Source organism: Rhodococcus sp. PvR099, from assembly GCF_017833315.1.
Taxonomy (GTDB): Bacteria; Actinomycetota; Actinomycetes; order Mycobacteriales; family Mycobacteriaceae; genus Rhodococcus_G; species Rhodococcus_G oryzae.
This window is the reverse complement of the sequence record NZ_JAFIBV010000001.1, coordinates 2761128-2773753: the sequence shown is the minus strand read 5'-3', so window position 1 is coordinate 2773753 and position 12626 is coordinate 2761128. Positions and strand designations below refer to the sequence as shown.

Annotated in this window: 13 protein-coding genes and 1 pseudogene; 6 read left to right on the top strand and 8 right to left on the bottom strand. The window is 71.3% G+C overall.

The genetic code is table 11. The features are described 5' to 3' along the window. Positions 1 to 3: 3 nt before the first annotated feature. Positions 4 to 489, bottom strand: a complete 486-nt coding sequence (locus JOE46_RS12605) for a dihydrofolate reductase (protein ID WP_097213949.1) — start codon at positions 487 to 489, stop codon at positions 4 to 6. Continuing rightward, a complete protein-coding gene (locus JOE46_RS12600; RefSeq protein WP_245221699.1) occupies positions 489 to 1247 on the bottom strand; it encodes a thymidylate synthase in 759 nt (252 codons plus the stop codon). The genes JOE46_RS12605 and JOE46_RS12600 overlap by 1 nt, the downstream gene beginning before the upstream one ends. 123 nt (positions 1248 to 1370) lie before the next feature. Here JOE46_RS12600 and cobF point away from each other — a divergent pair, with 123 nt between their 5' ends. Both cobF and JOE46_RS12590 read left to right on the top strand, forming a co-directional pair. Beyond that, the gene (gene cobF, locus JOE46_RS12595; RefSeq protein ID WP_209927440.1) at positions 1371 to 2111 is read left to right on the top strand and encodes a precorrin-6A synthase (deacetylating); all 741 of its coding nucleotides are present in this window, start codon (positions 1371 to 1373) and stop codon (positions 2109 to 2111) included. A 64-nt stretch (positions 2112 to 2175) separates the two neighbouring features. Next, positions 2176 to 3054, top strand: a complete 879-nt coding sequence (locus tag JOE46_RS12590; RefSeq protein WP_077042675.1) for an Fpg/Nei family DNA glycosylase — start codon at positions 2176 to 2178, stop codon at positions 3052 to 3054. A gap of 13 nt (positions 3055 to 3067) precedes the next feature. On the opposite strand, the gene JOE46_RS12585 is transcribed toward JOE46_RS12590, so the two are convergent. Then, a complete protein-coding gene (locus JOE46_RS12585) occupies positions 3068 to 4558 on the bottom strand; it encodes a carboxylesterase/lipase family protein (protein ID WP_209927438.1) in 1491 nt (496 codons plus the stop codon). Then, positions 4551 to 6023: an NAD(P)/FAD-dependent oxidoreductase gene (locus JOE46_RS12580; RefSeq protein ID WP_097213953.1), complete on the bottom strand. Its 1473-nt coding sequence runs from the start codon at positions 6021 to 6023 to the stop codon at positions 4551 to 4553. The genes JOE46_RS12585 and JOE46_RS12580 overlap by 8 nt, the downstream gene beginning before the upstream one ends. A gap of 153 nt (positions 6024 to 6176) precedes the next feature. On the opposite strand from JOE46_RS12580, the gene JOE46_RS12575 reads away from it, so the two are divergent. Continuing rightward, on the top strand, positions 6177 to 6653 hold the full coding sequence (locus JOE46_RS12575; RefSeq protein WP_097213954.1) for a nuclear transport factor 2 family protein: 477 nt from the start codon (positions 6177 to 6179) through the stop codon (positions 6651 to 6653). Positions 6654 to 6684: 31 nt separating this feature from the next. Then, entirely contained in the window at positions 6685 to 7419 is a 735-nt protein-coding gene (locus tag JOE46_RS12570) for a Clp protease N-terminal domain-containing protein (protein ID WP_209927424.1), read from the top strand. Between the two features lie 30 nt (positions 7420 to 7449). On the opposite strand, the gene JOE46_RS26455 is transcribed toward JOE46_RS12570, so the two are convergent. Together JOE46_RS26455 and JOE46_RS26450 are read right to left on the bottom strand one after the other, a co-directional pair. Beyond that, positions 7450 to 8076 carry a bifunctional 2-polyprenyl-6-hydroxyphenol methylase/3-demethylubiquinol 3-O-methyltransferase UbiG gene (locus tag JOE46_RS26455; protein WP_245221696.1) on the bottom strand — a complete coding sequence of 209 codons (627 nt, stop codon included), beginning with the start codon at positions 8074 to 8076 and terminating at the stop codon, positions 7450 to 7452. A 42-nt stretch (positions 8077 to 8118) separates the two neighbouring features. Then, positions 8119 to 9054 (bottom strand): annotated as a pseudogene (locus JOE46_RS26450) (NAD(P)/FAD-dependent oxidoreductase); the annotation flags it as partial. A 95-nt stretch (positions 9055 to 9149) separates the two neighbouring features. On the opposite strand from JOE46_RS26450, the gene JOE46_RS12560 reads away from it, so the two are divergent. After that, complete coding sequence (locus JOE46_RS12560) at positions 9150 to 9734, top strand: helix-turn-helix domain-containing protein (protein WP_209927420.1); 585 nt, start codon at positions 9150 to 9152, stop codon at positions 9732 to 9734. Between the two features lie 28 nt (positions 9735 to 9762). Further along, positions 9763 to 10527 carry an SDR family oxidoreductase gene (locus tag JOE46_RS12555; RefSeq protein ID WP_209927418.1) on the top strand — a complete coding sequence of 255 codons (765 nt, stop codon included), beginning with the start codon at positions 9763 to 9765 and terminating at the stop codon, positions 10525 to 10527. Between the two features lie 18 nt (positions 10528 to 10545). Here JOE46_RS12555 and JOE46_RS12550 read toward each other — a convergent pair whose 3' ends face one another. After that, positions 10546 to 10791, bottom strand: coding sequence for a DUF2630 family protein (locus JOE46_RS12550; RefSeq protein WP_097213959.1), 246 nt, complete (start codon positions 10789 to 10791; stop codon positions 10546 to 10548). Between the two features lie 81 nt (positions 10792 to 10872). After that, positions 10873 to 12603 carry an FAD-dependent oxidoreductase gene (locus JOE46_RS12545; RefSeq protein ID WP_209927417.1) on the bottom strand — a complete coding sequence of 577 codons (1731 nt, stop codon included), beginning with the start codon at positions 12601 to 12603 and terminating at the stop codon, positions 10873 to 10875. Positions 12604 to 12626: the final 23 nt, after the last annotated feature.

The following is a 12626-nucleotide window of genomic DNA, read 5'->3' as shown; positions in this document are numbered from 1 at the left end:
CGATCAGCCACGGATGTAGGTGCGGAACCGGAACCGCAGTCCGTCCCGCTCCGAGGCCAGCCAGTCGCCGGTCGTCGCGGGCGTCCATTCCTCGCCGATCCTCGGCGCGTAGGCGTCGCCCTCGGTGTCCAGGTCTACCTCGGTCACGAACAGTCGGTCGGCGAACGGCATTGCCGCGGTGTAGATCTCACCGCCGCCCATCACCCAGGTCTCGCCGGGTCCGGCCAGGGCGATGGCGGACTCGACCGAGTGCGCGGCCTCGGCGCCCTCGGCCCGCCAGTCCGGGTCGCGTGTCACCACGATGTTGCGCCTGTCCGTGAGCGGCCGGAACCTGGGTGGCAACGAGTCCCAGGTCTTTCGGCCCATCACCACGGGGTGTCCCGAGGTGACGTCCTTGAAGTAGGCCATGTCCTCGGGAATCCGCCACGGGATCGCGCCGTCGCGGCCGATGACGCCTGCCGGGTTCTGCGCCCAGATCAGTCCGAGCACTAGATCGCCACCGGTGCCTTGATGGCGGGGTGATGGCGGTAGCCGACGATCTCGACGTCCTCGAACTCGTAGTCGAAGATGGAATCGCGGGGCGCGAGCACGAGCTTGGGGTACTCGTACGGCTCGCGGCCGAGCTGCTCGGTCACCTGGTCCACGTGGTTGTCGTAGATGTGGCAGTCGCCGCCGGTCCAGATGAACTCGCCCACCTCGAGCCCGGTCTGCGCGGCGACCATGTGGGTGAGCAACGCATAGCTGGCGATGTTGAACGGCACGCCGAGGAACAGGTCCGCGCTGCGCTGGTACAGCTGGCAGCTGAGCCTGCCGTCGGCGACGTAGAACTGGAAGAAGGCGTGGCACGGCGCGAGCGCCATCTGCGGGATCTCGCCCACGTTCCACGCCGAGACGATCATCCGCCGTGAGTCGGGATCGGTCGTGAGGGTCTCGATGACCTGGGCGATCTGGTCGATGTGCTCGCCGCTGGGCGTGGGCCAGTTCCGCCACTGCACGCCGTACACCGGGCCGAGCTCGCCCTCGGGGGAGGCCCACTCGTCCCAGATCGTGACGCCGCGGTCCTGCAGCCACTTCACGTTCGACTCGCCGCGCAGGAACCAGAGCAGCTCGTAGACGATGGACTTGAGGTGCACCTTCTTGGTGGTGATCAGCGGGAAGCCCTCGGACAGGTCGAACCGCATCTGGTGCCCGAACACGCTGCGGGTGCCGGTGCCGGTGCGGTCCGCCTTCGGGGTACCGGTCTCCATGACGAGTCGCAGCAGGTCTTCGTAGGGCGTGTGCACGGCCGCCAGTTTAGGCGGCTCCGCCACCCGTGAGTCCTTTCGGCCCGCGGGGGGACCGGAAAGACTCACGGGCGATAGCCTGCCGTCATGCGTGAACTCCTCGTGATCGGCATCGGCGCCGGCGACCCCGACCAGGTGACCGTGCAGGCGATCAAGGCGATGAACCGTGCCGAGGTGTTCTTCGTCATCGGCAAGGGCGCCGAGAAGCAGGACCTCGTCGACCTGCGCACCGGCATTCTCGACGAGCACATGCGCGGGCCCTACCGGATCGTCGACATCGTGGACCCGCCCCGGGACCGGACCCCCGCGGATTACGGCACCGTGGTCGACGACTGGCACGACCGGCGGGCCGCGATCTTCGAGGAGCAGTTCGGCGCCGTCGAGGGCGTCGGCGCGATCCTGGTGTGGGGCGATCCGTCGCTCTACGACAGCACCCTGCGGATTGTCGAGCGGGTGCTCGCGCGGGGCATCGAGACGTTCGAGTACTCGGTGATCCCCGGCGTCACGAGCGTGCAGTCGCTGGCGGCGCAGCACCGCATCGTGCTGAACCGGATCGGCGAGCCCGTCCACATCACGACCGGCCGACGCCTGCGCGACGGCCTGCCCGAGGGCGTGCGGGACGCGGTGGTGATGCTCGACGCCGACTGCAGCTTCACCGAGGTGCCCGGCGACGACGTGCAGATCTGGTGGGGCGCGTACCTGGGCACCGAGGACGAGGTGCTGATCTCCGGGAATCTGCGCGAGGTCGAGGCCGAGATCGTCCGGGTGCGGGCCGAGCTGCGCGAGCGCAAGGGCTGGATCATGGACACCTACCTGCTGCGACTGTGAGCGATTTTCACCCCCGCCGGGGTTAATCGCGCGCACGGGCGGCGTACCCGCCTACCCTGGTCTCATGCCCGAACTGCCCGAGGTAGAGGCCCTGGCACAGTTCCTGCGCACGCATGCCGTCGGCTCCGTGGTGGGCCGGATCGACATCGCGGCGCTGAGCGTGCTCAAGACGTTCGACCCGCCGATCACCGACCTGCAGGGCAAGGACGTGGTCGGAGCCGCCCGGTTCGGCAAGCACCTGGGGATCCGGTGCGGCGACGAGGACGGGCTGTGGCTGATCACCCACCTCTCCCGCGCCGGCTGGCTGCGCTGGGCCGACAACCCGAGTGCGACGCCGCCGAAGCCCGGCGGCAAGAGCCCGCTGGCGTTGCGGGTGCACCTGTTCACCCCCGACGGCGGGACGCCCGCCTTCGACCTCACCGAGGCGGGCACCAAGAAGCGGCTCGCGGTCTGGGTGGTGCGCACCCCCGCCGAGGTGCCGGGGATCGCGAAGCTCGGACCCGACGCGCTCGACATCACCGAGCCGGCCTTCGCCGAGCTGCTGGGCAAGAGCTCGCAGCGGATCAAGACCGTGCTCACCGACCAGTCCGTGCTGGCCGGGATCGGCAACGCGTATTCCGACGAGATCCTGCACCTGGCCAAGCTGTCGCCGTTCGCCACCGCGAACAAGCTGACCGCGGAGGAGGTGGCCACCCTGCACGCCGCGATGCGGGCGGAGCTGACCGACGCCGTTGACCGCTCGGTCGGCCAGGACGCCGCGCGGCTCAAGGGTGAGAAGCGCTCCGGGTTGCGGGTGCACGCCAGGACCGGGATGCCCTGCCCGGTGTGCGGCGACACCGTCCGTGAGGTGTCCTTCGCGGAGCGGTCATTTCAGTACTGCGCGACCTGCCAGACCGGTGGCAAGATCCTCGCCGACCGGCGACTGTCGAGGTTGCTGAAATAGGTTCGTGGCTCCCTCAGCGCCGGTGCCGGTACCCGATCCAGGCCCGGCGCAGGTCGCCCTGCGGGTCGTTCTCGATCCGCGCGGTGGTGTCCGCGATCAGCGTCTCGCGCCGCGCCAGGGTGTAGGCGGGCCAGGTGGACCGGGGCGCCCCGTACCGCGCGAAATGCAACCAGTGCGACTGCATGATGGCCGTGGCCTCCCGCAGCCCACGGCGCCCGCCCATCGCGGTGGCCGCCCGGCCGAGCATCGCCTCGCCTGCCCCGAACACCGCGAGCAGTTCGGTCGCGTGGGTGGCGCCGAAGCCGGCGACGTTCAGCAGCCGCGGGGCGAAGTCGTAGCGATAGCCGAAGGTCGGTGCGGTGGCCGTGTGGGCCTGCGCGACCAGGATCGACGGCTCCCAGAAGGTGGCGTCACCGCCGATCCGCACGGCGGCCCGGCGATCCGGGTAGCCCGGGTAGGCAGCCAGGATGCGGGCCTTGAGCTCGGGGTCCGTCTCGGAGAACATCTTCTCGATCCGGACCGGGTCGGTGGGGATGATGTCGAGGAACCGCGGGAACATCGTGCCCTCACGGGCATTGGTGCCGATGATCAGCGGGACGGCATGCGCGAGGCCCTCGGCGAATGCGTCGAGTGGGTGTCGCGGCAGGAGGTCGCCGTCGACGAGCGGGGCGAACGCCCTGGTGCCGGGCGCCTCGTCGGCGCCGCGCGCTGTGAGGGCGTCGCCCGCGCGGACCAGGGCGTCGGGGTCGGCGGTGGCGAGCGCGAGGGCCGGGTCGTCGGCGGCGCCCAGGATCTCGAGAAACTCGGCCGCCCAGGCCTTGGCGCGGCCGGGTCCGTACGCGGAGGCGGCGGGCGGGCTCTGCGCGATGGCGCGGGCGAACAGGCCCTCGGCCGCGGGCACGCACATCAGGGTGGTCACCGCGTTGGCTCCGGAGGATTCCCCGAACAGCGTGACGTTGTCCGGATCGCCGCCGAACGCGGCGATGTTGCTGCGCACCCACCGCAGCGCCGCGAGTTGATCGCGCAGACCGAGGTTGGAATCGAAAGTTCGCTCGGGGGTGGAGTATTCGCTGAAGTCGAGATAGCCGAGCGCGCCGAGCCGGTAGTTCAGCGACACGTACACGATGTCGCCACGCCGGACCAGCGTGTCGCCCCGGTAGAGCCCGGTGGCCGTGGATCCGCCGCTGTACGCGCCGCCGTGGATGAACACCATCACGGGCCGCGGGGCGGAACTCCGCGCGGCGGGCGCGAGCACGTTCATGGTCAGGCAGTCCTCGTCGGTGCGGGTCCCGAGCCGCTCGGCTCGCCCGGACTGGGGAGCGGCCGGGCCGAAGTCCAGCGCGTCGCGCACCCCTGGCCACGGCGCGACAGGCCGCGGGGCCCGCAGCCGGAGGTCGCCCACCGGTGGTGCGGCGTAGGGGATCGCCCGCCAGGACCTGAGCCCGTCGTGTTCCCGGCCGCGGACCGGACCCGCGTCGGTGGAGACGGTCAACGGGTCAGCCACGCCGGGCCTCGAGCAGCCGCAGCCATACCTCGCTGACCGTCGGGTACGACGGCACTGCGTGCCACAGTGACTCCATCGGCACCGCGCCGACCACCGCGACGGTGGCCGCGTGGACCAACTCCGCCACCTCTGTTCCCACGAACGTCGCGCCAACAAGGATGTCGGTGCCGCGATCGATCACCAGCTTCGCCCGACCGGCGAAATCGTCTCGCGCCAGCGATGATCCGGCCACCGCGATGTCGACCTCGACGGTCTCGACATCGATGCCGTCCGCGCGGGCTGCGCGTTCGGTGCGGCCGACGGACGCGACCTCGGGGGAGGTGAACACCACCTGTGGCACCTGGGCGTGGTCCGCGCTCGCGGTGAACCTCGCCCCGTCCAGCGCCCGGCCCTCCGCCCGCGCGGAGATCACGTCGCCGCACACCCGGCCCTGGTACTTGCCCATGTGCGTGAGCGCAGCGCGGCCGTTGACGTCGCCGACCGCGTAGAGCCATCCGCCGGGCACGCCCACGACGGCGAGATGGTCGTCGGTGGGCGTGCGCCCGTCCGTCAGCCCCACCGAGGCGAGGCCGAGACCGGAGGTGGCGGGGTGCCGTCCGGCCGCGACGATCACCTCGTCGACGGTGATCTCGCCCCGTTCCCGGCCGTCGAGGGTGATGGTCACCTGTCCGCCGTGGATCCGGCCGACGCCGGTGTCGCGCGGCTGCTCGCGGCGCACGGCGCCGGGGCTGGTGCCGAACAGCACGCTGGCACCCGACGCCCGCAGGGACTCGGCGACGAGGTCGCCCGCGAACGGCTCGGCGGACGCGAGCAGCGCCGATCCGCGGACGATCACGGTCAGCTCGCGTACCCCGAGGGCCAGCAGCCACGTCGCGCATTCGGTGGCGACCACCCCGCCACCGATGATGGCGACCCGCTCGGGCACCTCCCGAAGGTTGGTGGCGTCCCGGGAGATCCACGGCAGCGCCTCGCGCAGCCCGGGCACGGGCGGTATCGAGGCGAGGGTGCCGGTGGCGAGCACCACCGCGTGCCGCGCCCGCAACGTCCGGGTCGGGGGATCGCCGTGGCCGCCGGTCGAGAGTTCGACGGTGCGTTCGCCGGTGAGGGCGGCGGACCCGTGGATCACGTCGACGCCCACCGACGCTGCCCACTTCCGCTGGCCGGAATCGTCGTGGTGACTGGTGAATTCGTCGCGACGGGCGAACACAGCGCGGCGGTCCAGCGTCGCCTCGCCGATGGTCTCGCGGACGCCGGGCATGGCGCGGGCCGCCCCCAGCACCTCGGCCGGCCGCAGCAGGGCCTTGCTGGGCATGCAGGCCCAGTAGGAGCATTCGCCGCCCAGCAGTTCGTGTTCGATGATCGCGGCGCTCCGATCCGAACCTGCGATGGCATAGGCGGCGGCGTTCTCGCCCGCCGGCCCACCGCCGATCACGATGACGTCGTATTCGTCCGTCGATGTGGCCATGGTTCCCACCGTAGAGCGGTCAGCGGCGGCGGGCGAGACATTCGCGGGGCGGCGCATCACGGTTCCGCAATGCTTGCGCTGCGCATTTCGACCGGCCGATACTCCAAGGTGGGATTTTTCGTTCGAGAGACACCCTCGGGCAGGAGGGGCGCTATGAGCACCGAACCCGGCGCCGCCGCCGCTGACCATGCGGCGACGGTCGGCGCCCTCTACGCCGCGTTCGCGCGTGGCGACATCCGTGCGGTCCTCGGCATGCTCGCCGAGGACGTGCGCTGGGAGGACTGGGCCGACAACTTCGCGCAACGCGCCGACGTGCCGTGGCTGCGTCGGCGGGGCGGCCGCGAGGGCGCGGCCGAGTTCTTCGGGATCGTGGGCGGATTCGACATCGGCGAGTTCGCGGTCCTGTCGATCATGGCGGGCGAGAGCCAGGTGGCCGCGGAGATCAGCATCGACGCCGTGGTTCCTGGTGGGGGCCACTACCGCGACGAGGAGTTGCATCTGTGGTCCTTCGACGGGACGGGGAAGATCTCGCGGATGCGGCACTACGTGGACACCGCGAAGCACATCGCGGCCGCGGGCGGCGTCGACACCACGTCGCGTGTGGTGAACGGATCGTCAACCGAGGGTTGACGACCGAAGGTTGTCAACCTAGGGTTGACGCATGGCGAATCCGACGAAGATGACGAACTCCGTCCGCCTCGACGACCTGATCGAGGGAATCAAGAAGGCGCACACCGATGCGCTCGACCAGTTGTCCGACGCGGTCATCGCGGCCGACCACCTCGGGGAGGTGGCCGACCACCTGATCGGTCACTTCGTCGACCAGGCTCGCCGGTCCGGGGCGTCCTGGAAGGACATCGGCGCCAGCATGGGCGTCAGCAAGCAGGCCGCGCAGAAGCGCTTCGTGCCGAAGGGCGAATCGCCGGACCTGGATCCGAGTCAGGGCTTCAGCCGGTTCACCCCCCGGGCCAAGAACGTGGTGATGGCGGCGCAGAACGAGGCCCGCGCCGCGGGAAACGGCCAGATCTGTCCCGCGCACCTGGTGCTCGGTCTGCTCACCGAGCCCGAGGGCATCGGTGCGGCGCAGATCGTCGCGCAGGGCGTCACGCTCGATGCGGCCCGTGCCGCCGCGACGGCGTCCCTGCCCGCGCCTGCCGGGGAGTTGCCTGAACTCATCCCGTTCGACGCGCAGGCCAAGAAGGCGCTCGAGCTCACCTTCCGGGCGGCACTCCGATTGGGGCACAACTACATCGGCACCGAGCACATCCTGCTCGCCCTACTCGAACTCGAGGACGGCTCGGGTGTGCTCACCGGCCTCGGCCTCGACAGGGCGACCATCGAGGCCGAGGTCGGTGCCGCGGTGGCCGCGATGGCCGCCGCAGCTGAGCGGGAGTGACCGCCGGATAGTGGCCCGGTGGGCGACGGGTCAGGGGCGCCTGCGGGCGCGCAGGACCGCGTCGTGGATGGTGACCTCGCGGCCGTCGGGATCCGTCGTCGTGCGTGCCCTGGCCTCGGCCGCGACGATGTCCCACTTGTCGGGGTCGAGCGAGCCAGCGAGCTCCTCCGCGGTGAAGAACAGCTCCGGCACCGGCGGCCGCGGCACGGTGGTCTGCAGGTCGGACGGGTGGTGCCCGACGATGAGCAGGCTCCCGCCCGGCGCGACGGCCGCCGCCAGCCGGGCGTACAGGACCGTGCGCTGCGGCTCCGGCAGGTGCATGAAGTGTGCGGTGACGAGGTCGAAGCGGCCCTCGACCGGCTCGGCGGTCAGATCGGCGTGCACCCAGTTCAGCCGGTGCACCACGTCCGCGCCGAGGGCCTCGGCGCGTGCGGCCGCCCGCTCCAGCGCCGTGGTCGAGAAGTCCACCGCGGTCACCCGCCAGCCGCGTTCGGCCAGCCAATGTGCGTCGGCCCCCTCGCCCGCGCCGACGTCGAGTGCGGTACCCGGCGTCAGCTCGGCGGCCTCGGTGACGAGGTGGGGGTTCGGGCTACCGCTCCAGACCCCGGACCTCGAGCGGTATCGCTCCTCCCAGGCCCGCTCGTCGAATCCGTTCATCGGGCCACCCGGCGCCGGGTCCTCCGAGTGCGCGTGGGCGGTCACCGCGAGACGGGTGTCCTCCGCGATGAGATCGGCATTGATGGCCGCGCCCGCGTTCAGCCCCGCAGCGGCCGCCACGATCACCTGGGCCTTGAGGTCGGAGACGTTGCCCGCCGCCCAGACCCCCTTGACCGCGGTGGCGCCCATCGGATCGGCGGCGATGTAGCTGCCGATCACGTGCCCGGCCATCTCCTGCTCGGTGGGCTCGAGGCCGAGCTCGCCCAGGAATCCGGCACGGGCCTCGAAGCGCGGGGCGACCACGATCGCGTCGCGCGACACGAGCTCGCCGGTGCGCAGGCGGACCCCGGTGAACCGGTCGTCGTCGACCTCCAGGCAGGCGACCTCGCCGCGGACGACCACGATGCCGCGGGCGTCGAACTGCTCGAGCTCCTCGGCGCCGGGCTCGGCCGCGGTGTGCAGGAACACGGTGATGTCCGCGCTCCACTGCCGCCACATCAGCGCCTGGTGCACGGCCATCGGGCCGGTGGCCAGGATCCCGATCGCCCGGTCGCGGACCTCCCAGCCGTGGCAGTACGGGCAGTGCAGCACCTCGCGACCCCAGCGCTCGGCGACGCCAGGCACGTCCGGCAGTTCGTCCACCAGGCCCGTGGCCACCAGCAGCCTGCGGGCCGACACGCCCGCGCCGTCGGCGAGTTCCACGCGGAAGCCCTCTCCGTCCGCCGCCCGGGCCGAGGACACGGTGCCGCTGACGAAATCGGCGCCGTACCCCTGGGCCTCGGCCCGGCCGGCCGCCAGCAGCTCGGCGGGCGGAGTGCCCTCGCGGGTCAGGTAGTTGTGCGCGTGTGCCGCGGGAGCGTTGCGGGGCTCGCCCGCATCGATCACCAGTACCGAGCGCCGCGCGCGGGCCAGCGCCACCGCCCCGCTGAGCCCGGCCGCACCGCCGCCGACGATCACCACGTCGTACTTCTTCTCCACCGTCGTCTCCTCCGTTTCGTTCGCCTCGTCCTCGCACTCTCCGTCCCGAGGGACGAATCCCGCAAGCTGTGTTGCGAAAGTGGCAAAATGGGTGCATGGCCGACGACCCGCACGCCCTCGACGACGTCCTCGACGCGGTCGGACCGCGGCTGCGGGCGATTCGCAAGCAGCGGGGCGCGACGCTGGCGCAGCTCGCCGAGAGCACCGGGATCTCGGTGAGCACGCTCTCGCGGCTCGAATCCGGGCAGCGCAGGCCAACCCTCGAATTGCTGCTCCCGCTGGCCCGCGCGCACCAGCTGCCCCTCGACGAACTCGTCGACGCGCCCGCGACCGGCGACCCGCGGATCCACCCCCGCCCGATCAGCCGCAACGGCGTCACGATCATCCCGCTGACCCGCAGGCCGGGCGGGATCCAGGCCTTCAAACACGTCTTCCCGCCGGGCACTCCGTCCGTGGAGCCCCGGCTGCTGACGCACGAGGGCTACGAGTGGCTCTACGTCCTGTCCGGTCGGGTGCGGATGGTGCTCGGCGAGCACGACGTGACCCTGATGCCGGGCGAGGTGGCGGAGTTCGACACCCGCGTCCCGCACTGGTTCGGCAACCCCGGTCCCGAGCCCGCTGAGATCCTGAGCCTGTTCGGGCCGCAGGGGGAGCGGGCGCACGTGCGCACCCGGCGATGACCCCGACGCGGCGCTAGGCTCGTCCGCTGTGACCTCCACGGCGAAGACGCGAACCACGATCCTGATCACCGGCGCCAGTTCCGGGCTGGGCGCGGAGATGGCGCGCCAGTTCGCTTCCAAGGGGCGCGATCTCGCGCTGTGTGCCCGCCGCCTCGATCGGCTCGAGGAACTGCGCGCGGAACTGCTCGCCGCGCACCCGTCGATCAGGGTCGCGGTCCGGACCCTCGACGTCAACGATCACCGCGCGGTGTCCCGCGTGTTCGGCGAACTCGACGATGAGCTGGGCGGGCTCGATCGGATCGTCGTCAACGCCGGGCTCGGCAAGGGCGCACCGATCGGCACCGGCAAGCCCGAGGCGAATCTGGAGACCGCGCAGACGAACTTCCTCGGTGCGCTCGCGCAGGCGGAGGCCGCGATGGAGTTGTTCCGCGCCCGCGGCGCAGGCCATCTGGTGCTGGTGTCCTCGATGAGCGCGGTGCGGGGACTGCCGAAGGCGCAGACCGCCTACTCGGCGAGCAAGGCGGCGGTGTCCGCGATCGGGGAGGGGCTCGCCGCGGAACTCTCGCGCAGCCCGATCGCCGTCACCACCATCCTGCCCGGCTACATCCGGACCCCGATCAACGAGAAGGTGGCCAAGACGCCGCTGATGGCGGACACCGTCGCCGGCGTGCGGTCGATGGTGAAGGCGATCGAGCGGGAGCCGCGGCGGGCCGTTGTTCCCGGCTGGCCGTGGCGTCCGATCGACCTGGCGTTGCGGGTCCTGCCGCAGCGGCTGACCGGCCGGTTCCTGTGATCGCTACGGTGCCGGTGGCTACTGCAGATAGCCCTCGACCTGGCCTGCGGGGCTGACCGGCACCTCGTCCGGCGGGAGGCCGGCGTCTATGCGGGCCCGGCGCTGGCGCAACAGGTCCCAGCACTGGTCGAGGGTCTCCTCGATGGCGGCGAGCTGCTTCTGCTCCTGCTCGGGATCGAGGTCGCCCGCCTCGGTCTTCGCGCGCAGTTGGTGCTCGGTGTCGACGAGTCGGCGGATGCTCGCGAGGATGTCCTGTTCGCTCATCAGTGAACTCCACTCCTAGGGGACTGCGGGTTCCGCGATCCACCATAGGCCGGTTCCGTGTCCACTGTCCGGGCCCGGAGACTAGCGGCGCCGACGGAGCCGCCCGAGCACGGACGTCTCGGTGCCCCGTCCCGCCGCCCCTGCGATGAGCGCGAGCTCGGCCTGGTCGGTGATCTTCTCGCGGATGCGGCCCCGTTCGGTGCCGCGGCTGCGTTCGGCTTCGTCGATCAGCTTCCAGCCCTCGCGGTCGATCACCGCAGACTGCCGCTCCCGCACCAGTCGGTTCAGCGCGGTCGCGTTCGACCTGGGCTCGCGCAGCCGACCCGAGTTGAAATCGTCGACGAGCCGGGTCACGGTCTCCTGTGCGCAGGACTTGTTCGTGCCGATGAACCCGGTCGGCCCGCGCTTGATCCAGCCGGTGGCGTACGCGCCCGCGAGCACGGATCCGCCCGGGCCGTCGAGGACACGTCCGTCGGTATTGGGGATCACTCCGGCCGAATGATCGAACGGCACCCCCGCGATCGGCACCCCGCGATAGCCGATCGAGGTGAGGAGGAGTCCGGCCTCGAGTCGTTCCGTCTCGCCGGTCGGTTCGACCCGCACGCTGCCGTCCTCCCCGACGGTCAGCGCGTTGCGGGCGAACTCGACGCCGGTGACCCGGTCGTCGCCGCTGATCGCGGTCGGGGACAACAGGTACCGCAGCGAGATCCGCCGCCGATCCTGACCCGGCTCGCCCTCGCGGCGGGCGGACCGGAGCAGCGCCAGCTTCTGCGCCACTGCGTGCGAGAGCTCGCCGTCGCTGGCGAGGCGCTCGGTGATCGGGTCGAGCACCATCTCGTCGGGGCGGACCACCACGTCGGCGGCGGGGGCGTCGAGAAGGCCGGTGAACTCGGGAACCGTGAAGGCGGACTGGGCGATTCCGCGGCGCGCGACGATCACGACCTCCTCGATCCGGCTGCCGCGCAGCGCCTCGAGGGCGGTGGGGGCGATGTCGGTGGCGGCCAGGCGGTCGGGGTCCGCGGTCAGTATCCGCGCGACATCGAGCGCGACATTGCCGTTTCCGATGATCACGGCCCGTCGGTGGGACAGGTCGAAGCGATCGTCGGCGTGGTCGGGATGGCCGTTGTACCAGGCCACCAGGTTCGTCGCGGAGGTCGAGCCGGGGAGGTCCTCGCCGGGGATCTCGAGGCCGCGGTCGGTCGAGGCGCCGACCGCGTAGATCACGGCGTGGTGATGCGCGAGCAGTTCGTCGTGGGTCAGGTGTTCGCCGATCTCCACGTTCAGGAAGTACTCGAATCCCGGCTGGGCGGCGATCTTGTCGTACAACCGGGAGACCTGCTTGGTCTTCTGGTGATCGGGTGCGACACCCGCGCGGACCAGGCCGTGCGGCACAGGAAGTCGGTCGAAGACGTTGACGTGCACCCCGGGCTGGGTGAGCAGCTCGTCGGCGGCGTACATCGCGGCCGGGCCCGCCCCGACGATCGCCACCCGCAGCGGGCCCCGGTCGCGGCGGACCTCCGGCGCGGGCACCACGGGCGCAAGCACCGGCCGGGGGCGCGGCTCCTTGTAGAAGTCCGCGTTGATCGTCAGGAACGGCTGCTGGGACTCCGTGAGCTTCGAGTGCGGGACGATCGCGTCCACCGGGCACGCGGAGATGCAGGCACCGCAGTCGACGCACGAGGCCGGGTCGATGTGCAGCATCTCCGCGGTCAGGAAGTCGGGCTCGTCCGGTGTCGGGTGGATGCAGTTGACGGGGCAGGCGTACACGCAGGACGCGTCGCTGCAGCAGGATTGGGTGACGACATGGGGCATCGCGAAACAGCTTCCGATCTGGG

Coding starts and splice junctions, on each gene's coding strand:
- JOE46_RS12590 (WP_077042675.1), top strand. CDS start 2,176: ATGCCCGAACTGCCCGAGGTAGAGGCCCTGGCACAGTTCCTGCGCACG.
- JOE46_RS12545 (WP_209927417.1), bottom strand. CDS start 12,603: ATGCCCCATGTCGTCACCCAATCCTGCTGCAGCGACGCGTCCTGCGTG.
- JOE46_RS26455 (WP_245221696.1), bottom strand. CDS start 8,076: ATGAACGGATTCGACGAGCGGGCCTGGGAGGAGCGATACCGCTCGAGG.
- JOE46_RS12580 (WP_097213953.1), bottom strand. CDS start 6,023: ATGGCCACATCGACGGACGAATACGACGTCATCGTGATCGGCGGTGGG.
- cobF (WP_209927440.1), top strand. CDS start 1,371: ATGCGTGAACTCCTCGTGATCGGCATCGGCGCCGGCGACCCCGACCAG.
- JOE46_RS12600 (WP_245221699.1), bottom strand. CDS start 1,247: ATGGAGACCGGTACCCCGAAGGCGGACCGCACCGGCACCGGCACCCGC.
- JOE46_RS12550 (WP_097213959.1), bottom strand. CDS start 10,791: ATGAGCGAACAGGACATCCTCGCGAGCATCCGCCGACTCGTCGACACC.
- JOE46_RS12575 (WP_097213954.1), top strand. CDS start 6,177: ATGAGCACCGAACCCGGCGCCGCCGCCGCTGACCATGCGGCGACGGTC.
- JOE46_RS12570 (WP_209927424.1), top strand. CDS start 6,685: ATGGCGAATCCGACGAAGATGACGAACTCCGTCCGCCTCGACGACCTG.
- JOE46_RS12560 (WP_209927420.1), top strand. CDS start 9,150: ATGGCCGACGACCCGCACGCCCTCGACGACGTCCTCGACGCGGTCGGA.